The 22,498-nt window shown below is 63.6% G+C and carries 22 protein-coding genes; 12 read left to right on the top strand and 10 right to left on the bottom strand.

From position 1 onward, the window contains the following. Positions 1-16: 16 nt before the first annotated feature. On the bottom strand, positions 17-1,375 hold the full coding sequence (locus FJ546_RS23015) for a YcaO-like family protein (protein WP_246686928.1): 1,359 nt from the start codon (positions 1,373-1,375) through the stop codon (positions 17-19). 455 nt (positions 1,376-1,830) lie between these two features. Here FJ546_RS23015 and FJ546_RS23010 point away from each other — a divergent pair, with 455 nt between their 5' ends. Both FJ546_RS23010 and FJ546_RS23005 read left to right on the top strand, forming a co-directional pair. Then, positions 1,831-3,384 carry a heme peroxidase family protein gene (locus FJ546_RS23010; protein WP_181168054.1) on the top strand — a complete coding sequence of 518 codons (1,554 nt, stop codon included), beginning with the start codon at positions 1,831-1,833 and terminating at the stop codon, positions 3,382-3,384. A 204-nt stretch (positions 3,385-3,588) separates the two neighbouring features. Continuing rightward, entirely contained in the window at positions 3,589-4,983 is a 1,395-nt protein-coding gene (locus tag FJ546_RS23005) for a peptidoglycan-binding protein (RefSeq protein WP_140891428.1), read from the top strand. A 195-nt stretch (positions 4,984-5,178) separates the two neighbouring features. On the opposite strand, the gene FJ546_RS23000 is transcribed toward FJ546_RS23005, so the two are convergent. The 3 genes from FJ546_RS23000 to flhA are packed head-to-tail and all read right to left on the bottom strand — an operon-like array spanning position 5,179 to position 8,400. Beyond that, positions 5,179-5,562, bottom strand: a complete 384-nt coding sequence (locus FJ546_RS23000) for a hypothetical protein (RefSeq protein WP_140891427.1) — start codon at positions 5,560-5,562, stop codon at positions 5,179-5,181. Position 5,563: 1 nt separating this feature from the next. Beyond that, entirely contained in the window at positions 5,564-6,316 is a 753-nt protein-coding gene (gene fliR / locus FJ546_RS22995; RefSeq protein WP_038649353.1) for a flagellar biosynthetic protein FliR, read from the bottom strand. Then, on the bottom strand, positions 6,313-8,400 hold the full coding sequence (gene flhA / locus FJ546_RS22990; protein ID WP_140891426.1) for a flagellar biosynthesis protein FlhA: 2,088 nt from the start codon (positions 8,398-8,400) through the stop codon (positions 6,313-6,315). The genes fliR and flhA overlap by 4 nt, the downstream gene beginning before the upstream one ends. Before the next feature lie 116 nt (positions 8,401-8,516). Here flhA and FJ546_RS22985 point away from each other — a divergent pair, with 116 nt between their 5' ends. After that, positions 8,517-8,816 (top strand): putative quinol monooxygenase, encoded by a 300-nt coding sequence (locus tag FJ546_RS22985; RefSeq protein ID WP_140891425.1) that lies wholly within the window; start codon positions 8,517-8,519, stop codon positions 8,814-8,816. Positions 8,817-8,852: 36 nt separating this feature from the next. Here FJ546_RS22985 and FJ546_RS22980 read toward each other — a convergent pair whose 3' ends face one another. Next, the gene (locus FJ546_RS22980) at positions 8,853-9,332 is read right to left on the bottom strand and encodes a MarR family transcriptional regulator (protein ID WP_140891424.1); all 480 of its coding nucleotides are present in this window, start codon (positions 9,330-9,332) and stop codon (positions 8,853-8,855) included. Between the two features lie 62 nt (positions 9,333-9,394). On the opposite strand from FJ546_RS22980, the gene FJ546_RS22975 reads away from it, so the two are divergent. The 9 genes from FJ546_RS22975 to FJ546_RS22935 all read left to right on the top strand — a co-directional run bounded on the left by FJ546_RS22975 (position 9,395) and on the right by FJ546_RS22935 (position 19,079). After that, positions 9,395-10,123, top strand: coding sequence for an NAD(P)H-binding protein (locus FJ546_RS22975; protein ID WP_140891423.1), 729 nt, complete (start codon positions 9,395-9,397; stop codon positions 10,121-10,123). Positions 10,124-10,777: 654 nt separating this feature from the next. Beyond that, positions 10,778-12,556: a chloride channel protein gene (locus tag FJ546_RS22970; protein WP_140891422.1), complete on the top strand. Its 1,779-nt coding sequence runs from the start codon at positions 10,778-10,780 to the stop codon at positions 12,554-12,556. A 166-nt stretch (positions 12,557-12,722) separates the two neighbouring features. Continuing rightward, a complete protein-coding gene (locus FJ546_RS22965) occupies positions 12,723-13,382 on the top strand; it encodes an XRE family transcriptional regulator (protein ID WP_140891421.1) in 660 nt (219 codons plus the stop codon). A gap of 39 nt (positions 13,383-13,421) precedes the next feature. After that, the gene (locus FJ546_RS22960) at positions 13,422-14,498 is read left to right on the top strand and encodes a PotD/PotF family extracellular solute-binding protein (RefSeq protein WP_140891420.1); all 1,077 of its coding nucleotides are present in this window, start codon (positions 13,422-13,424) and stop codon (positions 14,496-14,498) included. A 22-nt stretch (positions 14,499-14,520) separates the two neighbouring features. Continuing rightward, positions 14,521-15,387 carry an ABC transporter permease gene (locus FJ546_RS22955; RefSeq protein WP_140891419.1) on the top strand — a complete coding sequence of 289 codons (867 nt, stop codon included), beginning with the start codon at positions 14,521-14,523 and terminating at the stop codon, positions 15,385-15,387. Then, the gene (locus tag FJ546_RS22950; protein WP_140891418.1) at positions 15,387-16,184 is read left to right on the top strand and encodes an ABC transporter permease; all 798 of its coding nucleotides are present in this window, start codon (positions 15,387-15,389) and stop codon (positions 16,182-16,184) included. Before FJ546_RS22955 ends, FJ546_RS22950 begins: the two co-directional genes overlap by 1 nt. Next, on the top strand, positions 16,181-17,296 hold the full coding sequence (locus FJ546_RS22945; RefSeq protein ID WP_140891417.1) for an ABC transporter ATP-binding protein: 1,116 nt from the start codon (positions 16,181-16,183) through the stop codon (positions 17,294-17,296). Before FJ546_RS22950 ends, FJ546_RS22945 begins: the two co-directional genes overlap by 4 nt. Before the next feature lie 25 nt (positions 17,297-17,321). After that, positions 17,322-18,707 carry an FAD-binding oxidoreductase gene (locus FJ546_RS22940; RefSeq protein ID WP_140891416.1) on the top strand — a complete coding sequence of 462 codons (1,386 nt, stop codon included), beginning with the start codon at positions 17,322-17,324 and terminating at the stop codon, positions 18,705-18,707. Between the two features lie 3 nt (positions 18,708-18,710). Further along, positions 18,711-19,079, top strand: a complete 369-nt coding sequence (locus tag FJ546_RS22935; protein ID WP_140891415.1) for a cupin domain-containing protein — start codon at positions 18,711-18,713, stop codon at positions 19,077-19,079. A gap of 24 nt (positions 19,080-19,103) precedes the next feature. Here the strand turns inward: FJ546_RS22935 and FJ546_RS22930 are convergent, their stop codons facing one another. The 5 genes from FJ546_RS22930 to flaF form a co-directional block, all read right to left on the bottom strand. Continuing rightward, positions 19,104-20,747, bottom strand: a complete 1,644-nt coding sequence (locus tag FJ546_RS22930) for an MFS transporter (protein ID WP_140891414.1) — start codon at positions 20,745-20,747, stop codon at positions 19,104-19,106. 264 nt (positions 20,748-21,011) lie between these two features. Further along, positions 21,012-21,278 carry a flagellar biosynthesis protein FliQ gene (gene fliQ, locus FJ546_RS22925; RefSeq protein ID WP_010911298.1) on the bottom strand — a complete coding sequence of 89 codons (267 nt, stop codon included), beginning with the start codon at positions 21,276-21,278 and terminating at the stop codon, positions 21,012-21,014. Positions 21,279-21,291: 13 nt separating this feature from the next. Next, on the bottom strand, positions 21,292-21,699 hold the full coding sequence (gene flgD, locus FJ546_RS22920; RefSeq protein WP_140891413.1) for a flagellar hook assembly protein FlgD: 408 nt from the start codon (positions 21,697-21,699) through the stop codon (positions 21,292-21,294). Continuing rightward, the gene (gene flbT / locus FJ546_RS22915; protein ID WP_140891412.1) at positions 21,699-22,142 is read right to left on the bottom strand and encodes a flagellar biosynthesis repressor FlbT; all 444 of its coding nucleotides are present in this window, start codon (positions 22,140-22,142) and stop codon (positions 21,699-21,701) included. Before flbT ends, flgD begins: the two co-directional genes overlap by 1 nt. Next, positions 22,139-22,486 carry a flagellar biosynthesis regulator FlaF gene (flaF, locus tag FJ546_RS22910; protein ID WP_019860973.1) on the bottom strand — a complete coding sequence of 116 codons (348 nt, stop codon included), beginning with the start codon at positions 22,484-22,486 and terminating at the stop codon, positions 22,139-22,141. Before flaF ends, flbT begins: the two co-directional genes overlap by 4 nt. Between the last annotated feature and the right edge of the window lie 12 nt (positions 22,487-22,498).

Raw genomic sequence — 22,498 nt, 5'->3', positions numbered from 1 at the left:
CCGCAACTGCCTCCGTCTACATAAGATCGGCCCGGCCGCTCGGGCCGGCCTGGTCAATGAGGGAACGAAGCCGACGCGACTGGAACGGCGACGGAAATGGCTGCAGCCCTGGGACGAAGACTTTGGCGACGGGAATGTCAAACATCGGCGTGGTCAGATCTGCTGCGTATATGCGGTATTGCTTCTTAAGCATTTCGCCAACCAAGGATACGAAATTCAAGTCCTTTTCATCATTTTTATGCATCAGCACGCCACTGGACAGGTGTGAGACGAGGTCGGTGTCGATTGCGCCAGGGGTCTCGGTGCGCTCCGCCTGCAGGCGGTCGACCTCGTCGAGCCTTTCAACGCCCTGTTCTGCGCGTTTCATTGCCGCCAGATCGAGAGCCAGTTCCATCTGGCACATTTCCAGCAGCGCCGCCCTCAGGGCGTTGCCCGCGTCCAGCCTGCAAGCCAGCCCGACTGCCAGGGCGCGACCATCCGCGTCGAAGGATAGCGCCGCGACCACAGGAGCGGGAAACTCACCCGATATGTCGAGAAACTGGGTGCATCTGCCGAGCTTCTCCTGCCTTGTCCGCGCAAGCAGATCGAGCACGCCAGCGCCAGCAAGCGCTTCCAGTCCGATCAACCGGCCGCCGTGCCTGCTGCGCCACCAGGCGGCAGCCGCATCGCGCTCGATTGCTTCCAGCAGCGCCGAGGTCAGGGCAGCCTCGTGGGTTATCCCTGCGGCGCATCCGCAACTGCTTACCCAGGCGCTTCGGTTTGCGCCGCGAATGAAAAGTGTCTCGGGCAAATAGCCCTGCCGACCGTCGTCCAGCCGACGCACGGGCACCCATCGGTCACTTTCACCGAAACCGGATTGCACCTGGAAATCGTCGAGGTGTTCAGCCAGCCGAACGTCCTGCCAATGACCTACACCATCCACTGGCGTGCCGTGCGTCGTCCCGTGCGGCACTTGCCATTCGCTATGATATTCGATGCCCTCGCCGATGCAGGCCTCGAATGCGCGCCCCGGTGTGAGGCCGACACCGCTGAAGCTCGCCGAAGTGGGTGAGACCGAATCTCCCCAACTGCGGTTTACCTGCGCACCAAAGAAGTGCAGCCCCGGTGCGTAGCGGGCGTGCAAGCGGAACAGATTGCCAAAATTCGCTGCGGCCAACAGTAGTCTTTGGCGGTTATCGGCCACCACCAGGTCGGGATCTGTATCGCGGAAGTCAAAGTACCCAAGTGAGGTGAGCAACCCGCGTGCCATTGCAGCCTGGTCAGGTGCCAAATCTTGCGGCTTTGAACAAAATCGCGCTGCCAGTTCAAACGCATTAGCGGCGGTCAATTCACCATCCTCGCTGTTGAAGAAAGCCTTCTTACCCCTGGCTGCCACTTTCGCCTTACGATTTTGATCGGGTCAACAAGCGTCGCAGGCAAGGCAAAGCGAACTCTGAAAGACGCGAGAGCCGAAGATGACGGTCATCTCACGCTGATTTCACGCTAGCTGGTCTAATGGTTGTTTCCGAGACGTCATCTCGACTGCCCCGGAGCTGGACGACCCGAACCGGACGAGACGATGGAAGATCGGCGCCAATTCATTTCCTCCGGGGGCGGCGCCGCGGGGCCATGACCGGATGGGGCCGGTCTGTGCCTCGCGGCCCACTTGGAAGGGTGAAGCGGCTTCTTCGACACAAGGCCCATTTCGGGTTTCCTCCCGGGAGCGGTGCCGCGGGGCCATGACCGGATGGGGCCGGTCTGTGCCTCGCGGCCCACTCGGAAGGGCGAACTGGCTTCTTCGACACAAGGCCATCCTCGGATCAAGAAATTCGACAAGACAGGAGATCAAAAATGGCAGCACATGGCACCCCGCCCCGTGGCATTGATGCGACACGATCGCCGTTGTTCGAAGGCCGCTTCGGCCGCATGTTCCGAAATCTGGCACCCGCAACGTTCGGGGCAAACGACCAGGACAACCGGCGCAACCTCAAGGCGCTCGGCGCCGCCATGTCTGCTGACATTGAGGAGCCGAAAGATGGGCTCGATGCCGAGGAAAGCGGGATTCCTGCCCTCTATACCTATTTTGGCCAGTTCGTTGATCACGACATCACATTCGATCCCGTCAGCACCTTGCGTAGATCACTGGATCCCGATGGGCTCGTGGATTTCCGCACGCCGAGCTTTAATCTGGATAATGTCTATGGCCGGGGTCCAGCCGACCAGCCTTACATGTATACGAAAGAAGGCCGCTTCCGCCACGGCGATGCAATGACAGGAGCCGGTGGCCAGCCCGGACACGATCTGCCGCGCTTCGCCGGACGAGCCATCATCGGCGACCCCCGCAACGATGAAAACAGTCTGGTGTCGCAACTGCAAGGGCTGATGCTCAACATGCACAACCGGATGGTCGATGACAATCCGGGCCTGGATTTTGAAGCGGTCCAGCAGCTCGTCCGCTTCCACTACCAGTATGTTGTCGTGAACGACTTCCTCGCCAGGATCGTTTCGCAATCGATCCTTGACGCACTCAAGACGGACGGCCGCTTCGATCAAAAGCGATTGCGGTACTATCACTGGCGCAACCTGCCGTTCATGCCAGTTGAGTTTTCGGTCGCCGCCTACAGGCTTGGCCATTCGATGGTAAGGCCCGGTTATCGGCTGAACGACGACAAGCTGCTGCCGATCTTCCCACGCGCCGGCAAGCCGCATGAGGAGGCGCTTACCGGCTTCCAGACGATGAAGCCGGGTCGCGCTCTGGACTGGGGTCGATTTATCGACATTGACAAGCGCGCAGGCGGATCGGATCCCGAGACTGGAAATCCTGCCAACGTGCGTCGGCTGCAATTTGCCTACAGGATCGACACATCCCTCGTCGGTTTCCTGCACGATCTGCCGAAAGCCGTGGCCGGTGACCCGCCGGCCTCCCTCGGCGAGCGCAATCTCTTGCGGGGCTGGCTCCTCGGCCTGCCGTCCGGCCAGAGCGTCGCACGTGCCATGGCCATCGAGCCCCTGGCCGATGCGGACATCATGATCGGCAAGGCTGTGGACGCTCCCGAGGACGGTGATGTCGCAGGCCCGATCATCGATGCCGTCACAGCCAAGGGTGGCGACGGCAAGGCCTTCGCCGACAACTGCCCACTTTGGACCTATGTCCTTGCCGAAGCGGCAGCAAACAAGACCAACATGGCTATCCCGATTACAGGAGGCGGCACACGTTCCACGCCGCAGCTTGGACCGGTGGGCGGCCGGATCGTGGCGGAGGTCTTCCTCGGATTGCTGTTTGGCGACGGCAGGTCCTACCTGTCGCTCGATCCTTTGTGGAAGCCTGTGAGCGGTGCAGGCTTCAGGCTGAAGGATCTGGTCTCCTACGGGCTCGGCATGGGGCCGTCGCTTCACTACCGGTGACAACCAGTCCTTGGCAGCCGGTGAAGTCAGGGGACGACCGGATATGTCGTGACAATCTTCGACAATTCGGCGGAGCGAAGCAGGGCTGAGATTCTTGAGACGTCCGCCCCTGCCAGCGCCTGACAAAGGTGCACGGCTTTCCAGTTTGGCGGAGGTTTAGCGTAGTCGAATTTGGTCAATCACAACTCGAAGGGGATATGGGCAATGGGACTCTTTGATAAATATAAAGAGGGGTATGAGCGCAACTGGGAGAGGCTGGAAATCCGATCCAACCGAGCCAGCGTCGTCAAAAAGGAAGCCAAGCGCATTCTGGATGGCAAGACGATCTATACTCAGATCGAAAGCCGGACAGGTGTTCCATGGTGGTTTGTCGGCGTCTGTCACTACCGTGAGTCTTCGCTGAATTTCGGCACTTATCTCGGCAATGGCCAGCCTCTTGGCCAGCGTACCACCATTGTTCCGAAGGGCCGTGGGCCATTCACCGGGCCGAACGCTTTTGTCGACGGAGCGTTGGACGCTTTGCGGCTGGAGGGCTTTGTAGGCGCCAGCGATTGGGGGATTGCGCGAACTCTGTTCAGGCTCGAGGGGTTCAATGGCTTTGGCTACCACGGAAAAGGGGTGAATTCTCCGTATCTCTACGGTGGTTCCACCTTGTACGGGCCGCCCGAGGCGCGAGGTGGCAAGTATGTCCAAGACCATGTTTTCGACCCCAATTTTGTGGATACGCAGGTCGGGACGGCAGTGATCTTGAAGGCTCTCCTCAGCCTTGACCCAACAATCAGCATCGGTTCAAACGGCGGTTCGCCGGGCTTGGAACCAGACGATGAGATGGCAAAGGATGTTGTCTGGCTTCAGCATTCATTGAACGCTCTCGGGGCAGACCCGCAATTGGTCGAAGACGGGAGGAGCGGACCTTTAACCAGGACAGCTCTGTCGCGCTTTCAGCAACAAAACGGACTGAACGATACGGGGTTAGCAGATCCCCTCACGATTGCGGCGATTGACCGGCAGCTGCAGCCCAGCTCGGATGGTGCCGCAAGTGATATTCGCGCGAAGCTCGAATCTTTGCAGGCCGCTATTCGCGCGTTGACCGATAGGTCGGACAAGGTGCCTGCACCTGTCCATGTAAACACGGCCGGCGTGAACAGCGACCTCGCGGACATTGTCAGTGCGTTGGGAGGCGCAGTTCAGCGCGTGGCGAACACCGTCCCGCCAGTCAATCAGGGCGGTAGTCAGCAAGATCGCTTGCGAAGGGCAATCGACCTGGTCTCGGCCATCTTGCTCCCCGGCCAAGCCAAGGATGCGCCGCTAGGCCCAGTGAACGGTGCGCTCGGTCAGACGATCGGGAATCTGCTCGACGGAAAGAAATCGGCGATTGGCATTGGCGGGGCGATCATCACGCAGCTGCTTTCCAAATTGGCGACTTCGACTGGCGTGTCGGGTGATCTGACTGCGGTAGGCACTGCACTGTCCAATATCACGCCAGCCACGGGGTTAAGCTCTTTCGCAATGCCGTTATTTCTTGGCCTTGCGGCGTGGGGCTTCTTGGGAAAGCTTGAAAAGTGGAACCAGGGAATGCCTACAATCCCAATAGATTGACCTGCATGAACGGGTCGCCCCACTCCAGTGGCCCGGCTGAGTGTTCCCCATGGCAGCTGCGTGTCGGCTGGTCCGAACGCGCCATGGCTTTTGAGGGCCGGCAATAGCCGATCAAATGACCGGGATGCGGCGCAAGGCTGCCATTCGCGCCGTTCAGGACGTGCGTCGCGACGGGCCATAACCAAATTCCCGCCGCTATTCCTCGTTCCGCTTCTGCGCGATCAGATCCAGCCGTTCGCGGTCGGAGCGTTCGCGCTCGTCGCGGTTGCGAACGTCCTTGTAGGCGCGCTCGACCATGTTGGTGCGGGCGTTTGCCGTTGCGATGAGGCCGGCCTCCTGCCTGGCGCTTTCCAGGCTCTTCTCCTGGCGCACCACCGCCTGGGCGATGCGCCGGTGATAGAGATCGGGGAACAGGCCGGAGAGCGAACTATCCTGGTCGAAATGGCCGATCAATTCCCTGGCCTCGGCTTCCGCCGCGTTTGCCGCAGCTAGGAAAGTGGCATGGCGGGTCTCGTGCAGTGCCTTCAGTTGCTCCTGCACCTTGACCAGTTTCCGCAGACGGTCCTTGCGCGTGCTCATCTCACCTCGCCAAAGTCAGGTCGACGAAGCCGTCGACGAACAGCGACAACATGGTGCCGATGGCGAAATAGAAGATGATCATGCCGCCGGCGATGACGAAGGGCTGGGAAATGAAATAGATCGGGATCTGCGGGGTCAGCTTGTTGACGAAGCCGATCGTCAGATTGACCAGAATGGCATAGGCGACGAAGGGGCTGCCGAGGCGGATGACCAGGAAGAAGGTGTCCGACACGGTGTCGGTGATGTCGACTAGCGCCGCCTGCGGGTTGAAGAAGACGTTGACCGGCGCGACCGTGTAGGAGGCCACCAGGGCACGGACGATTTCGTGGTCGAAGTCGAAGACGAACAGCATCAACAGCGCCGAGAACGAGATGATGGCGGCAAGGGCTGCCTGCGGTTCCGGTTCCTCGATCGCCGGCCCGCCCGAGCCGCCATAGCCGATCAGCATGGCGATGGCCGAGCCCATGAAGCGCAGCGCTTCCATGTAGAGCCTGGTCATGGCGCCGATAAGCCCGCCGACCAGGAGTTCCGAGATGATCATCGGCACCAGGATCTGCGGGCGCGGATCGACGAAGGGAATGATGCGGTCCCACAGGAAGGCAAGCAGCCCGCCGGTGGCGGCAACCGCCACGAACAGCCTGACCTGCACCGGCACGCGGGCACTGGACAGGCCCGGCATCAGCATGAAGCAGGCGCCGATGCGGCAGAAGGCGAGGAACGCCGCGATGACGACGCTCTGCGAGAGAACGCTCACGATATGGTCCCGAGCACCCTGATCTCGACGCCCTTGGCGATTTCGACATGGGAGAGCACCGGCAGCGTGGTGAACAGCCGCTCGATGATCATGCGCACGTAGGGGCGGGCGTCGGGCGCCGTGACGAGAACGAAGCGCTCGCCGGCCTCGAGGAATTTCTTGATCGCCCTGGTGGCGTCCTGGCCGAATTCCTCGAGCTGGCGCGGATCGATGTCGAACTCGCGCACCTCGCCCTTGGCGTCGCGCTTGAGGCTCTGGTGGAAGGCGAGGTCCCAGCGGTTGCCGAGGCGCAGCACCTTGAGCACGCCGCCTTCCGAAAGATCGCCGCAGATCTGCTGGGCCATGCGGATGCGGACGTGCTCGACGATCTGCTCGGTGCGGCGCACATGCGGCGCGATCTCGGCGATGGCCTCGATGATCAGATGCAGATTGCGGATCGAGACGCGTTCGGCGAGCAGCAGCTTCAGCACCGCCTGCAGGCCGGGATAGGAGATGTGCGTGGTGCAGATCTCGTCGGCGAGCTTGCGGTATTCCTGGTCCTGGCGCTCGAGCAGCGCCTTCATGTCCTTGTAGGACAGAAGCTGCGGCAGGTTGTTGCGGATGACTTCCGAGAGATGGGTGAGCAGCACCGACATGTTGTCGGCGAAGGTGTAGTTCTCGCGCTTCAAATCCTCGGCGAAAGTTTCCATGACGGAATAGGCACGCATGCCGAAGGCCGGCTCGCGGATCTCTTCGCCGGGGATTTCGGGAACTTCGCGGCTGCCGAGCAGAACCATGATCTCACCGACGCGCATCGAATATTCGGCGACGACGGTGCCATGCACCTTGATCTGATAGCTCTTCGGCGGGATGGCGAAATCGTCGGCAACGCGCACTTCCGGCACGACGAAGCCGTATTGCTGGGCGAATTTCTTGCGCATCTTGGCCATGCGGAAAACCAGCTCCTGATGCGACACGAGCAGCCTAGTCGACAGCTGCTTGCCGATCAGCAGTTCGATCTCTGCGGTGGCGAGCGAGGCCTTGACCGAGTTCTTCTCTTCCTCGGCCTTGGATGCCTTTTCCTGGGTCTTCAGCGCCTCGGCCTCGGCGAGGACGCGGTTGGCGCGCATCGGGATGACGTAGCCGAGGCCGGCCATGCCGGCGGCCAGCGCAAAGAAGGGGAACAGCGGCAGGCCGGGCATCAGGCCGAGCAAAACCAGCAGCGCCGCCGCCACGTAAAGCGCGCGCGGATGGGCGCCGAGCTGGCCGAACACGGCCTGGTTGGTCGAGCCGCGGGTGCCGCCCTTGGAAACCAGCAGGCCGGCGGCCAGCGAAACGATCAGCGCCGGGATCTGGGTGACGAGACCATCGCCGACCGACAGCTTGATGAACACGTCGGCGGCCTCGCCCATGCCCATGCCGTGCCTGATGTAGCCGATAGCGATACCGCCGACGATGTTGATGGCGGTGATGATGAGGCCGGCGATGGCGTCGCCGCGCACGAATTTCGAGGCGCCGTCCATCGAGCCGAAGAAAGAGCTTTCTTCTTCCAGTTCGCGGCGGCGCAATTGCGCGGTCTTGTCGTCGATCATGCCGGCGGAAAGGTCGGCGTCGATCGACATCTGCTTGCCGGGAATGGCGTCGAGGGTGAAGCGGGCGCCGACTTCGGCGATACGCGTGGCGCCCTTGGTGATGACGATGAAGTTCACCACGATCAGGATCATGAAGACGATGAGGCCGATGACGAAGTCGCTGGCCATCACCAGCTTGGAGAAGCCGGCAATGACATAGCCTGCGGCGTGCGTGCCCTCATTGCCATGCGACAGGATCATGCGCGTGGTGGCGATGTTGAGGGATAGCCGCAGCATCGTGGCGATGAGCAGCACGGTCGGGAACGAGGAGAAGTCGAGCGGCCGCTGGATCCACAGCGCTACCATCAGGATCAGCACCGAAAGCGCGATCGAGAAGGCCAGGCCGATATCGATGAGGAAGGCTGGGATCGGCAGGAACAGCACGGCCAGGATGATGACGATGCCGAGCGCGAAGAAGATGTCGCGGCCGTTCTTGGCCACCGCGCCGGGCTGGATGCTTTCGCTGATCGCCATATAAGTCCTCGAACCATAGACTGCCGCGCATGGGACAGCCCGGCGAGGGTAGCTGGCCAAGCTTGCGCGAGGGTGGGAGAGTGGCCACCTCGGCGATCCCGCAAGGAGGAAGACCCATGCTTCTCATCATCGGCACCATCCGCTTGCCTGCGGGAAAGCTGGAGGAGGCAAGGCCGGCGATGGAGCGCATGATCTCGGGCAGCCGCGCCGAGGATGGCTGCCTTGAGTATTCCTACGCGCGGGATGTGCTCGATGCGGGGTTGATCCGGGTTACCGAGGTGTGGCGCGACAGGGCCGCGCTCGATGCGCATTTCCGCTCGCCGCATATCGCACAGTGGCGCGCGAACTGGCCGGCGCTGGGCATTGGCGAGCGCAACCTTGTGCTCTACGAGGCCGGTGAGCCCACGCCCACCTGATCGATCGATACCCGGCTGGTCAGCAACCGGGAATAATCAGGACTCGGCTGTTGCGGCCATGGCGACGCCGACCAGCCAGCGCCTGACGGCGCGTTCTTCCGCTTCCGACAACCCCTGCGTCAGCTCGCTCTCGACCGCCCGCACGCGCTGGCGGCAGGCGTGCAGCAATGCGCGACCGCTGTCGCTGAGATCGATGTGCTGGATGCGGCCGTGAAAGGCATGCGGTTTGCGCACCAGCGCGCCGGCCCGTTCGAGATTGGCGACGATGACGCTGAGCGTTTGCGGGGTGAGCAGCGCCAGCCGGGCCAGATCGGCATTGGAGAGGCCGGGATAGGCCGCAAGCATGGTCAGCGTGGCAAATTGCGGCTGCGTCACGCCGAGATCGCCCAGCGCCCGGTCCATTCTGAGCCGATGCGCGCCGGCGGCCTGGCGCAGGAGATGGCCGAGATAGCCTTCCTCGCCGCGTTTGCCTTCGCCGGGGGCGGGTATCGATGTGAGGGGATTCGGCTTGCGCATAATGTAAGAGCTCTTATATATTGTTCGTGCACTGATATTAAGACAATGCGGAGTGCCTGACGATGGGTCATCGAATCTTTCTTGCCGGTGCCTCCGGCGCCATCGGCCAGCGACTGATCCCGCAACTTCTGGCCGCTGGCCATCAGGTAACGGGCACCACGCGCAATGCCGACAAGGCCGCGACATTGCGGGCTCTCGGAGTCGGGCCGGTGGTCGTGGACGTCTTCGATGCCGAGACACTGTCGCGCGCCATGCTCGCCGCCCAGCCCGACATCGTCGTCCATCAGCTGACCGACCTGCCGCCAGGGCTGGATCCGAGCCGGATGGGCGAGGCGGTCGTGCGCAATGCCCGCATCCGCGACGAAGGCACGCGCAATCTGGTCGCGGCCGCCCTCGCGTCGGGTGTCCGGCGCATGGTGGCGCAAAGCATCGCCTGGGCCTATGCGCCGGGCTCGGAGCCGCATGGCGAAGCCGACCCTCTGGATGGCGGCGCGAGTGGCAATCGCAGGATCAGCGTCAGTGGCGTCATCGCCTTGGAAAAGGCCGTTCTCAAGGCGCCATTCGCCGGTGTCGTGCTGCGATATGGCCAGCTCTATGGGCCGGGAACGGGAACCGATACGGCCGCCGGCGCATCGCCGGTGCATGTCGATGCCGCCGCCTATGCCGCGCTGCTCGCGCTCGACAAGGGGGCGCCTGGCGTCTTCAACGTGGCGGAACCCAACCCGGCGGTCTCGACGCATAAGGCGGTCGAGGAGCTGGGTTGGCGCGCGGACTTCCGTTTGCCTGCCTGAATTGGGAGGCATCAATATGATCTGCAATCAAACTCGCTTGCTCACCGGCCAATCTCTTATCGCCTAGCAGGCGTTGACCTGCCTGCAGGACCAACCTCCGCCATCGGTATCGTGGCAATCTTCATAGCTGCCGTAACACGTGTTCGTTGAATTACGGTACCAAGGATAACCGCCAGGACAGCAGACATCCTGCTGTGCGGTCTTAAGAAGTTCTTCTGCGGGCCGGCTCTGTTTTTCCGGATTGCCTCCCGCAAAAGGAGACATAGGGTATGAAATACTCAACTTACCTGGCATGTCTATGCCTGAATGGCTCATTGCAGACGAGCTCAAAAAAATCGTGCAAGCAGCCAATGAAAACAATCCCCGCGCAATCATGTTCTCCTCCTGGAGGGAAATAGAGACGGGCCAAAATACCACTTTTCAGGCCTTGCGTCGATTTCGCAGGCGAGCGGGAGGAGGGGCCGTTGCCGCGAACCCGGTGTACGATTTCAGATGCCCAATTCACTTTTGCCTTTTGGCTCGGGGTTGATCAAAGGAAGCCTCCGGACTGTTCGAAAGCGATCCTGGCATCGGGAAGCCGGCATCGCGGTTGCCATACGGTATCCCCAGGCGTATCAGCCTTCCACGTCCCTTTTGATATCGGCGAGCCGCCCGGTGCTTTCCAGAAACCAGCCACAAGTCTACGCCCGCCGGCTGCGTGCGGTGCTTCTGAGGTCAATTCCGCTGCTGGAAGCGCGCGGCATCGCAGTGGTCATGCTGGCGGGCGCCGTCGGCGTCATGGCGGGTATACTGGTCACCGCGATGAGCCAGATCGTGCAGGATCTGCACGGGTTGTTGTTCGGCGTTCAGCCCGGCGGCCGGCTTTCCGGCATGTTCTCGCTCGCCAATCCCATGCAGGCGCTGATCCCGCCGGTCGGCGGCGCCCTGCTCGGCCTGACGGTGATATGGCTGCGGCTGCGGAAATTCCGCACACCCGTCGATCCGATCGAGGCCAACGCGCTCTATGGCGGTCGCATGTCGCTGACCGACACCTTCATCATCGCCGGCCAGACGATGATCTCCAGCGGCTTCGGCGCTTCGGTCGGCCTGGAAGCCGGCTACACGCAGGTCGGCTCCGGCCTGGCGTCGCGGCTGGCGCGCATCTTCAGGCTGCGCCGCAACGATGTCCGCATCCTCGTCGGCTGCGGTGCGGCGGGGGCCATCGCCGCCGCCTTCGACGCGCCGCTGACCGGCGCCTTCTATGGCTTCGAACTGGTCATCGGCATCTACTCGGTCGCCAATGTCGCGCCTGTCATGACGGCCGCGATCTCGGCCTCGCTGACGGCGGAAATGTTCGGCGGCGTGCCGTTTCCGCTGGAGCTTTCGGGGCTGCCGCAGCTGACCCCCAGCCAGTATGTGCCGTTCCTGCTGCTCGGGCTGCTGGGCGGCGCGGCCTCGATCGCCATCATGCAGCTGGTGACGCTGATCGAGCGCGGTTTCAACAGGCTGTCGGTCGATGCCTCGCTGCGTCCCGTCGGCGGTGTCATCGTCGGCCTGCTGGGGCTGATCACGCCGCAGGTCCTGTCCAGCGGCCATGGCGCGCTGCACCGCGAATTCGCGATGAACTATGGGCTGACCGTGGTGGCCAGCGTCTTCGTGCTGAAATTGGCGGCGTCAGCCATCTCGCTGGGCTCGGGCTTTCGCGGCGGCCTGTTCTTCGCCTCGCTGTTCCTCGGTGCGCTGCTTGGCAAGGCATTCGCCGGTGTGATGGCGCTGGTCTCGCCGGCGACCGGCATCGACCCTTCGGTTGCCGCCGTCGTCGGCATGACCTCGCTTGCCGTCGGTGTCGTCGGCGGCCCGCTGACGATGACCTTCCTGGCCCTGGAATCGACCCGCGACCTGACGCTCACCGGCGTCGTGCTGGCCGCCTCGATCATGGCGGCGATCCTGGTGCGCGAAACCTTCGGCTATTCGTTCTCGACATGGCGCTTCCATCTGCGCGGCGAGACGATCCGCAGCGCCCACGATGTCGGCTGGATGCGCAGCCTGACCGTCGGCTCGATGATGCGCAAGGACATCAAGACCATCGATGCCGCGACGACGCTGGCCGACTTCCGCAAGCAGATCCCGCTGGGTTCGGCGCAGCGCGTCATCGCCGTCGATCCGGGCGACCAATATGTCGGCGTGCTGATCGTGGCCGAACTGCACAGCGATCCCGCCGGCGGCGAGGTGCCGGTGCGCGATCTCGCCCAGTACAAGGATGCCGTCCTGGTGCCCAGCATGAACGTGCAGGCCGCCGCCGAGACATTCCAGCGCGCCGGCGCCGAGGAACTGGCCGTCGTCGAGGATTTCACCGACCACATCGTGCTCGGTCTGCTGACCGAGGGCCATCTGATGCGGCGCTATGCCGAGGAACTCGAAAAGGCGCGCCGGGACCTGTCGGGCGAAGGATAAGGCTTCTCCCTAGGCGCCCCCCTTGCCAATCGGCGGCGCGGCTTACTCACGTGACCCTTGCGACTTGCAGCCTGGCCCAGCAGGTGGCGCCGTGCTGGCGCCCATGCATGGCTTGTCAGCTGTACAGTGGCACTGTACAGCTTGTTAAGTGCGGTGAGGAGACGGCATGAGCAAGGGGTCGGACAAGGCTTCGGCGAAAATTGGCGAGACACCGGCCGCGACGCACGCCCACCAAGTGCTGGGCATGCGCCTCAAGAGCCTTCGCCTCGTCCGCAGGCTGTCCTTGCGGGAGCTTGCGGAAGCAACCGGGACGAGCGCCAGTTTCATCAGCCAGCTCGAACGCGGCCTGACAGGGGCCAGCACCGCCTCGCTCAACCAGATGGCTTCGGCGCTCGGCGTCAGCGTCGCCATGCTGTTCGAGGAAAGCACGGCGCAAAACCATGGCGTTCTGAGGCGAAGCGAGCGACCGAGCCTGCCGCCCAGCGATGGCTGCCGCAAGATGCTGCTGTCTCGCCCGCCGCTGAGCGACATGGAGGTCTATGTCGGGGAATTCGACATTGGCGGCTCGACCGGGCCCGATCGCTACACCCATGGCGACGCGCACGAGATGCTCGTCGTGCTGCGCGGGGTCATCGAGGTCTCGCTCGGCGACGCCCGTCACGTCCTCGAGGAGGGCGACAGCATCGAATACACGACTTCGACACCGCATCGCTCGGAGAACATCGGCAGTGGCCGAGCCGAAGTGATGTGGATCATCGCGCCGCCGACCTCGGTGCGCGCCGAGCTCGATCAATACACGGCCTGGAAACCGCTCGCGGCCAGGTAGGTCCAATCCAATGCGGGCATCAATGGGAGAATGACAATCATGCAGAAAACGAAAGCTTTGTATCTCAGCGCCGTGATGGCGCTTGGCGTGCTGGCAAGCGCAGCGTTCGCGCAGGAGAAGCCGGTGGCGGGCGAGGTCAAGGAGGGATCGCTGAAGGGCAAGACCCTGACGTTCGTCTCCTATGGCGGCATCTACCAGGACGGCCAGGCCGCGGCGCTGAAGGAGTTCCTCGACAAGTCCGGCGTCAAGCTGCTCAATGACGGTCCGACCGAGATCGCCAAGCTGCAGGCGCAGGTCGAGTCCGGCAATGTCACCTGGGACGTTGTCGATACCGACGATCTGCCGCCTTACGTCTATTGCGGCAAGCTGTTCCAGAAGCTGGATCTGACGAAGCTCGACGTCTCGAAAATCCCGGAAGGCCAGGTTGGCGAATGCTCGGTGCCGGCGATGAACTATGGCGTCGTGCTGATGTACAACAAGGAGAAGTACAAGGATAATCCGCCCAAGAGCTGGGCCGACTTCTTCGACACGGCAAAGTTCCCGGGCGTGCGCGGAATCGACGGCTCCGGCAGCCCGACGGGCGGCTTGCTGGAACAGGCGTTCAAGGTTGCCGGCGGCGATCCGAAGGCGATGACGGTGGCCGATATCGACAAGGCCATCGATGTGGTCCGCAAGCTCGGCCCCGATACCATTTTCTGGAAGACGGGAGCTGAATCGCAGCAGCTCGCCGAATCCGGCGAGGCCGACATGCTGATGATGTGGACGGGCCGCGCCATGACCGCGGTCAAGAACGGCGCCAAATACGCGCCGGCCTGGCAGGATTGGCTGGTGGTGATGGACCAGATGACGATCCCGGTCGGCGTCAAGGATACGGATGCATCCTACGCGCTGCTCAATGCCTATCTCGGCAAGCACGCACAGGAGGTCCTGGCGGAGCAGACCTCCTACACGCCGATCAACAGCGACGCGCAGCCCAAGGTCGACGCTTCCGTCTCCGCCTTCCTGACCAACACGCCGGAGCGCCAGAAGCAGGGCTACAAGCAGAACTTCAAGTTCTGGGTTCCGAACTTTGCGGTGGCGCAGGAAAAGTGGTCGGCACTGATGGCCGGCAACTGACCAACTGACGGAGGCAAGGCCCGTGAGCGCGGTCGAACCGACAACGCCTTCCGTCCCGAAACGGGGTTGGGTATCGCGGCCGTTCGCGCTCACGCTGCCGGCGCTGATCCTGCTGGCAGCCGTTATCGGCTATCCGCTGCTCACCATCATGGTGCGCAGCCTCGCGGAGCCCCAATGGGGCGTGCAGAATTACCTCTGGTTCTTCGGCGCGGCCGTCAATCTCACGGTGCTCCAGCGCACCTTTGCCATCTCGGCGTGGGTTACGGTCGTCTGTGTGGTCTGCGCCTATCCTTATGCCTATCTGATGACCGCCGTCGGGCCGCGCGTGCGGCTTGTCCTGGTGCTTTGCGTCCTGATCCCGTTCTGGGTGAGCGGGGTCGTGCGCACGCTCTCATGGGTGATCCTGCTGCAGGATTCGGGTGTCATCAATTCGCTGCTGCGCGCGGCCGGGTTCGACGGCATCCGTCTCATCCGCACCCAGACCGGCGTGGTCATCGGCATGGCGCAGGTGCTGTTGCCCTTCATGATCCTGCCGCTCTACTCGGTGATGAAAGGTATCGACCTCAGGCTGATGCGGGCGGCGCAAAGCCTGGGCGCCCGGCCTTCGCGCGCGTTCTTCACGGTGTACCTGCCGCTGTCGCTGCCGGGCGTCTATGCCGGCGCGATCATCGTCTTCATCCTGGCGCTGGGCTTCTACATCACGCCGGCACTGCTCGGCGGACCGCGCTCGACCATGCTGTCGACCCTGGTGCAGACCCAGGTGCTGAGCCTTTTGCAATGGGGCCGCGGCGGTGCCATGGGCGTGGTGCTTTTGGTCACCACCTTCGTGCTCCTGGCGCTGGCGGCCCCGGTGATGCGCTCACGCTATCGGGAAGCGGGGCGGCGCTGATGGAAATGAAGCCGCTCACACGCGTCATCCTCGGCCTCGTCTGCCTGCTGGTGGCGATATGGCTTGTCGCGCCGACGCTGGTCGTGGTGCCTATGTCGTTCAACGAGAACAAGTCCCTCGCCTTCCCGCCGCAGGGCTTCTCCTGGCAATGGTACCAGAACTTCTTCACCAACCCCGACTGGATGTCGAGCTTCCTGAACTCGGTGAAGGTCGCCTCGATCGTGGCGGTGCTGGCGACAGTGCTCGGCACGCTTGCCGCCTTCGGCCTCGACCGCATGAAAGCGCGGCCGGCCAACCTCCTGCGCATGCTCATGCTGACGCCCATGGTGGTCCCCGGCGTTGTGCTGGCCATCGGAATCTACGCGGTCTATCTCGACGCCCATCTCGTCGGAACGCTGACCGGCTTTGTGCTGGCCCACACCATCCTTGCGCTTCCCTTCGTGCTGATCGCGGTCTCGGCCAGCCTCGAAGTGTTCGACAGGCGCCTCGAGACGGCGGCGGCGAGCCTCGGCGCGGGTGCGCTGACCGCGTTCCGCACGGTGACGCTGCCGCTGATCCTGCCCGGCATCCTGTCCGGCCTGCTCTTCGCCTTCGCCACCTCCTTCGACGAGATCGTCGTGTCGCTGTTCATCACCAACCCCTATCTCAAGACCTTGCCCGTGCAGATATTTTCTTCCATCACCCGCGACGCCGACCCGACCGTCGCCGCCGTCGGCACCATCCTGCTTTTCGCCACCACGATCCTGATCGGCGGCGGCATGCTTCTTCTTGGCCGCGAGCGGAAAGGATCCCAATGAAGCCGGGACAGGAGAGCAAGGGCGCGGCGATCGATCTCGAATCGATCAGCAAGGCCTATGGCGGCTTCAAGGCGCTGGACGGCGTGTCGCTACGCATCGAGCCCGGCGAGTTCATGACGCTGCTCGGCCCGAGCGGTTCCGGCAAGACCACGACGCTGAATGTCGTGGCCGGCTTCACCGATCTGACGAGCGGCAAGCTGCTGGTCGGTGGCAGGAACGTCGTCGGCGTGCCGGCGCACAAGCGCAATATCGGCGTCGTCTTCCAGCACTACGCGCTGTTCCCGCATATGAGCGTCGGCCGCAACGTCGCCTATCCGCTGACGCTGCGTGGCGTCGATCAGGCAGAGCGAAAGGCGCGCGTGGCCAGGGCGCTCGATATGGTCAAGATGGGCGACTTCGCGCATCGCTATCCCAGTGAGCTGTCAGGCGGCCAGCAGCAGCGCGTGGCGCTGGCCCGCGCCATCGTCTTCGATCCGCCACTTTTGCTGATGGACGAGCCGCTCGGCGCGCTCGACAAGAAGCTGCGCGAATGGCTGCAGCTCGAGATCAAGCGCATCCATCGCGAGCTCGGCACGACCTTCGTCTATGTGACGCACGACCAGGAAGAGGCGCTGGTCCTGTCGGACCGCATCGCCGTGTTCCATCGCGGGCGCATCGAGCAGGTCGGCACCGGCCGCGAGCTCTACGATGAGCCGACGACGCTGTTCGTCGGCCGCTTCATCGGCGACTCCACGGTGCTGCGCGGAGAGGCGCGAAGCGACGGCACGAGCACGGCGCTGCGCATTGTCGGCGAGACGGTGACTGCGCCGCGCCGGATCGCGGGCGAAGCCAGCCCGGTCATGTTGCTTCGCCCCGAAAAGCTCGCCATCCGCCGGCCCGGCCAGGACGCGGCAGGCACCTCCAACCGGCTGCCGGGGACGATCGCGGAAGCCATCTATCTCGGCTCGGGATCGAAATACGAAGTCAGGCTCGCCGACGGCTCCATGGCGATCGTGCGCTCACCGCTGACCGGCGACAGTTTCGGCCTTGGCGACAAGGTGGAGCTCTGCTTCGACGGTGCCGACGCCAAGCTTCTGGCCGATGACAGCTCGGCCGATGCGACGCTGACCTAATTCCAATCAATTCGAAAGTCATCCCATGCAAGCCAAGCGCAACGGCGACATATCGTTCTGGTATGCGGATCTGGGAGGAGTTCCCGCGCCCCGGCCACCTTTGCCTGGCGATATCGAGGCCGATGTCGCGATCGTCGGCGCCGGCTATACCGGCCTGTGGACCGCCTATTATCTGAAGAAGGCGAGGCCCTCGCTGCGCATCGCGCTGATCGAGCGCGAATTTGCCGGTTTCGGCGCTTCGGGCCGCAATGGCGGCTGGCTGTCGGGCGGCTTCTCCTGGTCGCGCGAAAAATATCTCAAGACCTCGAACCGGCAAGGTGTCAGCGCCATGCAGGCGGCCATGGCGGGCTGCGTCGACGAGGTGATCCGGGTGGCGAGCGCGGAAGGGATCGATGCCGATATCCGCCGGGTCGACAATCTGACGGTGGCCACCAACCCGGCGCAGCTCGAACGCGCGCGCGAGGAGTGCGAAACGATCCGCGCCTGGGATGTCGACCCGAGCCGCGTCGAAATGCTGGATCAAGCGGCAACGCGGACGCGCATCAACATCCGCAATGTCATGGGCGGCTTCGTCGTCCACGGCCAGGCGCGGGTGCAGCCGGCCAAGCTGGTGCGCGGGCTTGCCGCCGCCGTCGAGCGCCTGGGCGTGCCGATCTACGAACAGACGACGGTGACGGCCATCGCCAAGGGCAGCGTGACCACCGACCGCGGCACGGTGCGGGCGGAAACCATCATCCGCGCGACGGAGGGGTTTACATCAGGCATTCCCGGCGAGGAACGGACCTGGCTGGCGCTCAACAGCGCGCAGATCGTCACCGAGCCGCTGTCCGAGGAGCTTTGGCGCCAGATCGGCTGGGAGGGTCACGAGCTTCTCGGCAACGCCGCCCACGCCTATTGCTATGCCCAGCGCACGCGCGAGGGACGCATCACCATGGGCGGGCGCGGCGTGCCCTATCGCTACGGCTCGCGCACCGACGTCAACGGGCAGACGCAGCAGGCCACGATCGACCAGCTGCATCAGATCCTGACGACGCTGCTGCCGCAGACGACGAACTGCCGCATCGAGCATGCCTGGTGCGGCGTGCTCGGCGTGCCGCGCGACTGGTGCACGACCGTCGGGCTCGATCCCGCGACCCGCATCGGCTGGGCCGGCGGCTATGTCGGGCTTGGCGTGTCGAGCTCCAATCTTTCGGGGCGCACGCTGGCCGACCTGATCCTCGGCCAGGACACCGAGCTTACGAAGCTGCCCTGGGTCAACCGCAAGGTCAGGCCATGGGAGCCGGAGCCGTTCCGCTGGCTCGGCGTGCATTCGATGTACCAGCTTTATCGCATCGCCGACGGTCGCGAGGCCGCTGGGCTTGCGCATACGTCGAAACTGGCCGCGCTCGCCGACGGCATTACCGGCCACTGACTGATGGAGACCAGTTTGATCGACCTTTCGACCTTCCACGATCTCGCCAAGGCCGACATCGGCGCGTTCTCACCCAAGCCCACCTCCATCGAGGGGGACCAGGTCGAGGCCGTGCGCTCGCTTTTCCAATCGCCGGACGGGAGCGTCGACATCGGCATCTGGGAATGCACGCCCGGCCGCTTCACCGCCGACCGCACGGGTTCGTCGGAGATATGCCATATCATTTCGGGGCGGGTCGAGGTGAGCCGCGCCGACGGCGAGGCGCGCGAACTGGGACCAGGCGACCTGCTCGTGCTGCCGCAGGGATGGAAGGGCGAATGGCGCATCCGGGAGACCACGCGCAAGCTCTACATGATCCAGTCGGCCGGCTGATGAACTGATACCAGCTCGACGGGATCAGTGCTCGATCGGCCCCTTGGCCATCACCAATGCTGTGCCGGCGGTGGTCGGACGCTCGATGACGCGACGCACGCGCGGCGGCTCGTCACCGCTGTGCAGCGCCCGCAGGCGCTCGCCGACCATGGCGTCGGCATGGGTGATACGGCCGTTGTGGCGCACATATTCGAGCCAGGTCGGCGTGTGGTAGTGCTCGATCCATATCGAGGGGTTTTCGAGATCGCGCGCCAGTGTCCAGTTGCGGGCGCCGTCGCGGCGGCGGATGCGGCCGCGTTCGGCCATGGTGGCAAGGAATTCCGCCTCGTCCTCGTGCCGGATGATGTATTCGATCATGATGGCGATGGGACCGCTGCGCGGCTTCAGGTCGAGCGCCAGATGCGGCTCCTTGAAGCGGTTGAGCGGGTCGAGGTTCAGCACCTGCTGCTGCGGCAGCGGCAGCACGAGGCCGATGGCGCCGCCGGCCAGCATGGCGATGGCGGCGGCGATCAGCGCCGTCTCGGCGCCATGCGCATCGGCGACGACGCCCCAGATCCAGCTGCCCAGCGCGATGCCGCCGAAGGTCGCGGTCTGGTAGACCGACAGCACCCGGCCAACCACCCAGCGCGGCGTCGCCATCTGCACGGTGACGTTGAAGTGCGAGAGCGCGATCACCCAGCAGGCGCCGCCGACCAGCAGGCCGAGCGAGGTCTGCCAGGCGTGATGGCTGAGCGCGGCATTGAAGGCGCAGACCGCGAAGCCGGCGAAGGCACAGCGCACCATCGTCTCGCTGGAAAGCAACTGCCGCAGCCGCACGCTGATCAGCGCGCCGCCGACGGCGCCGATGCCGAAGGAGCCCAGCATGATGCCGTAGGTCAAGGCATCGCCCTTGACGACGTCGCGTGCCACCAGCGGCAAGAGCGCCAGGACGGCGCCGGCGGAGAAGCCGAAGGCCGCGCCCCTGACCAGCACCTTGCCGATATTGGGCGACATGGCGACATAGCGCAGGCCGGCACCCATGGCCGCGCCCAGCGACTCGCGCGGCAAGGTCGACACCGGCACATCCGGCTTCCAGCGCGCCATCACGATGATGAGGCCGATATAGCTCACCGCGTTCGCCGCAAAGGCGGCCGCGGCGCCGGCGGCGGCGACGATGATGCCGCCGATCGCAGGACCGACACTGCGTGTCAGGTTGAAGCCCATGGAGTTCAGCGCGACGGCCGCGGGCACCTTGTTGCGGGGGACCATGTCGCCGACGGACGCCTGCCAGGACGGGCTGTTGAGCGCCGTGCCGCTGTCGATCAGGAAGGTGAAGGCAAGCAGCGTCCAGGGTGTGATCAGGCCATACCAGGTGAACAGGGTCAGAAGCACCGAAACGACCAGCATGAAGGTCTGCGCCACCAGCATCACCTTGCGCCGGTCAAAGCTGTCGGCGACGGCGCCGGCGACAAGCGCGAACAGCATGATCGGCAAGGTCGTCGAGGCCTGGACCAGGGCGACCTGGTAGGGCGAGGTGGCGATCGTGGTCATCATCCAGGCGGCGCCGACACCCTGGATGAGGCCACCGAAATTTGAAACGAGACTTGCCGACCAGACGGCGCGGAAAATGCCATGCCGGAACGGCGCCAGCGCCGAAACGCCTTCGCTATCCGGTTTCTCGTCAATCATGGATGGGTTCCTGCAAGAACGTGCTGATCCTTGCGGTTTCTCCGCATCGTTTGCCGAAACTATGGCATCGCGCCGCAAAGCGCGAACCTCATGCGCGCAAGATCATGGTCCAACAAGAGGATAGAGGAGGGCCAGCTTTGCTGCGAGGGGCCGGGCTCGCCTTCGCGCGGCACGCCTTGCATGCGCGCGGTGAAATCGGCCGATAGCTGGAGCCGCCTTTCGAGCCATCACGTTCTGAAGCGGAAGCTGTTTCCGCGACTTTCTTCAGAACCCGTTCTGGATGCGCTGGAAGATGACGTTGGTGAAGGCCGATATCTGACCGCCAATGAACGGGCCGGTGAGCGCCACCACCAGCATGATGGCGACGATCTTCGGCACGAAGGTCAGGGTGATTTCCTGGATCTGCGTCAGCGCCTGGATGAGGGCGATGCCGATGCCGACCGCCATGGCGACCAGCACCACTGGAGCGGACGCGGTCAGCACCGTCCACACCGCGTACTGGACGATGTCGAGGGCGTCGGCCTCGTTCATGCGGGCGGCTGGCCTAGCTTGCCGGCTTGATCGACACGCCTGGGCCGACGGGGACCTTGGTGCCATCTTGCAGCACCGCGATCAGTCCGCTGCTGGCGAGCGTCACCGAAGCCACTGTTCCGCTGGTCTTGCCGTCGGCCGAGGTGATCGAGCGGCCGATGATCGCATCGGCCTGCGATAGTGCGGAGGACTGCATGATCTGGTCGAGCTTGGTGTTGGACTGCACGGATTGCTCGACCTGCGAGAAGGTGGCGAGCTGGGCGACGTACTGCGTCGAATCCATCGGCTTGGTCGGATCCTGGTTCTTCATCTCGGCGATCAGAAGCTTCAGGAAGGACTGGTAGTCGACCGCCGTCTTCGAGGTCGACTTGGTGGTCGAATTGGCGCCAACCGGTATCGTCGTCGTCATGTCCACGGTCATCAGTAGCTTGCTCCCACGGCCAGCGGGCGCGGTGCGCCCGGAACATCGTCATTGCCGCCAAGCGCGCGGCGTTCGAGAGGATAGAGCGAACGGATCGCCTTCAATGCCTCGTAAATATGATCCTCGCCGACCATACGGTCGATCTGCTTCAGTGCGCCGCAGATCTCGGAGTCCTCGAAACTTGCGATGAGCAACGGCAGCGAGCGGCGGAACATTTCGCGGGCGTCATCGGCGCCGGCCGGGTTGATCAGCATGACCTGCACGATGAAATAAAGCTGCCTGAGCGGCGTCGATGCCTGGTCCGCCTGGATCACATGGCCTTCGAGCAGGAATTGCACGTCGTTCATCAGTTCAATGGTGACCTTGCGGTCGACGCGGATGACCGCCCCGTTGATGTAGATCTTCTCGTTGGGCTTCAGCGATATCTTCAGTGTGTTGGTCATTGAATGCCGTCGCGGATGATCTGGGACACTTCGATCAGCCCTTCGAAATTGTTGGTGCGGCCCTGGCGGATGTCCTCCGCCTCGCGCAGCAGCCAAAGGCCGATGGAAATCAGGTTGGCACGCAATTCCTTGGGAAGCGCGTTATCGCTGGAGCCAAGGTCCTCGACGAAGATTGTCCAGACGCGGTTGGTGAAATTCAGCGCCTCGATCGCCTCCATCGAATCCTGGCCGGCCGTGGCGGCCGCCGACAGCATGTCGATCGAGCGGGTCAGGAGTTCGCGCTCACGGTCCTTGGCGTCCGAGACGGAGGTGCTTTGGACATCGGCGTAGGAGAATTGGTACATCGTCGGCTCTAC

Origin of the sequence: Mesorhizobium sp. B2-4-19, assembly GCF_006441315.1 — a bacterium.
Taxonomy (GTDB): Bacteria; Pseudomonadota; Alphaproteobacteria; order Rhizobiales; family Rhizobiaceae; genus Mesorhizobium.
Note: the sequence above shows the minus strand (reverse complement) of the source record. Positions and strands in the feature narration are given on the sequence as shown.

Bases quoted from the DNA above. Each gene is read 5' to 3' on its own strand.
- FJ546_RS22960 (WP_140891420.1), top strand. From the start codon at position 13,422: ATGCAGAAAACGAAAGCTTTGTATCTCAGCGCCGTGATGGCGCTTGGC.
- FJ546_RS22965 (WP_140891421.1), top strand. From the start codon at position 12,723: ATGAGCAAGGGGTCGGACAAGGCTTCGGCGAAAATTGGCGAGACACCG.
- FJ546_RS22935 (WP_140891415.1), top strand. From the start codon at position 18,711: ATGGAGACCAGTTTGATCGACCTTTCGACCTTCCACGATCTCGCCAAG.
- fliQ (WP_010911298.1), bottom strand. From the start codon at position 21,278: ATGAACGAGGCCGACGCCCTCGACATCGTCCAGTACGCGGTGTGGACG.
- flaF (WP_019860973.1), bottom strand. From the start codon at position 22,486: ATGTACCAATTCTCCTACGCCGATGTCCAAAGCACCTCCGTCTCGGAC.
- FJ546_RS22930 (WP_140891414.1), bottom strand. From the start codon at position 20,747: ATGATTGACGAGAAACCGGATAGCGAAGGCGTTTCGGCGCTGGCGCCG.
- FJ546_RS22985 (WP_140891425.1), top strand. From the start codon at position 8,517: ATGCTTCTCATCATCGGCACCATCCGCTTGCCTGCGGGAAAGCTGGAG.
- FJ546_RS22950 (WP_140891418.1), top strand. From the start codon at position 15,387: ATGGAAATGAAGCCGCTCACACGCGTCATCCTCGGCCTCGTCTGCCTG.
- FJ546_RS23000 (WP_140891427.1), bottom strand. From the start codon at position 5,562: ATGAGCACGCGCAAGGACCGTCTGCGGAAACTGGTCAAGGTGCAGGAG.
- FJ546_RS22975 (WP_140891423.1), top strand. From the start codon at position 9,395: ATGGGTCATCGAATCTTTCTTGCCGGTGCCTCCGGCGCCATCGGCCAG.
- FJ546_RS22980 (WP_140891424.1), bottom strand. From the start codon at position 9,332: ATGCGCAAGCCGAATCCCCTCACATCGATACCCGCCCCCGGCGAAGGC.
- flhA (WP_140891426.1), bottom strand. From the start codon at position 8,400: ATGGCGATCAGCGAAAGCATCCAGCCCGGCGCGGTGGCCAAGAACGGC.
- FJ546_RS22940 (WP_140891416.1), top strand. From the start codon at position 17,322: ATGCAAGCCAAGCGCAACGGCGACATATCGTTCTGGTATGCGGATCTG.
- FJ546_RS22945 (WP_140891417.1), top strand. From the start codon at position 16,181: ATGAAGCCGGGACAGGAGAGCAAGGGCGCGGCGATCGATCTCGAATCG.
- FJ546_RS23005 (WP_140891428.1), top strand. From the start codon at position 3,589: ATGGGACTCTTTGATAAATATAAAGAGGGGTATGAGCGCAACTGGGAG.
- FJ546_RS23010 (WP_181168054.1), top strand. From the start codon at position 1,831: ATGGCAGCACATGGCACCCCGCCCCGTGGCATTGATGCGACACGATCG.
- flgD (WP_140891413.1), bottom strand. From the start codon at position 21,699: ATGACCGTGGACATGACGACGACGATACCGGTTGGCGCCAATTCGACC.
- flbT (WP_140891412.1), bottom strand. From the start codon at position 22,142: ATGACCAACACACTGAAGATATCGCTGAAGCCCAACGAGAAGATCTAC.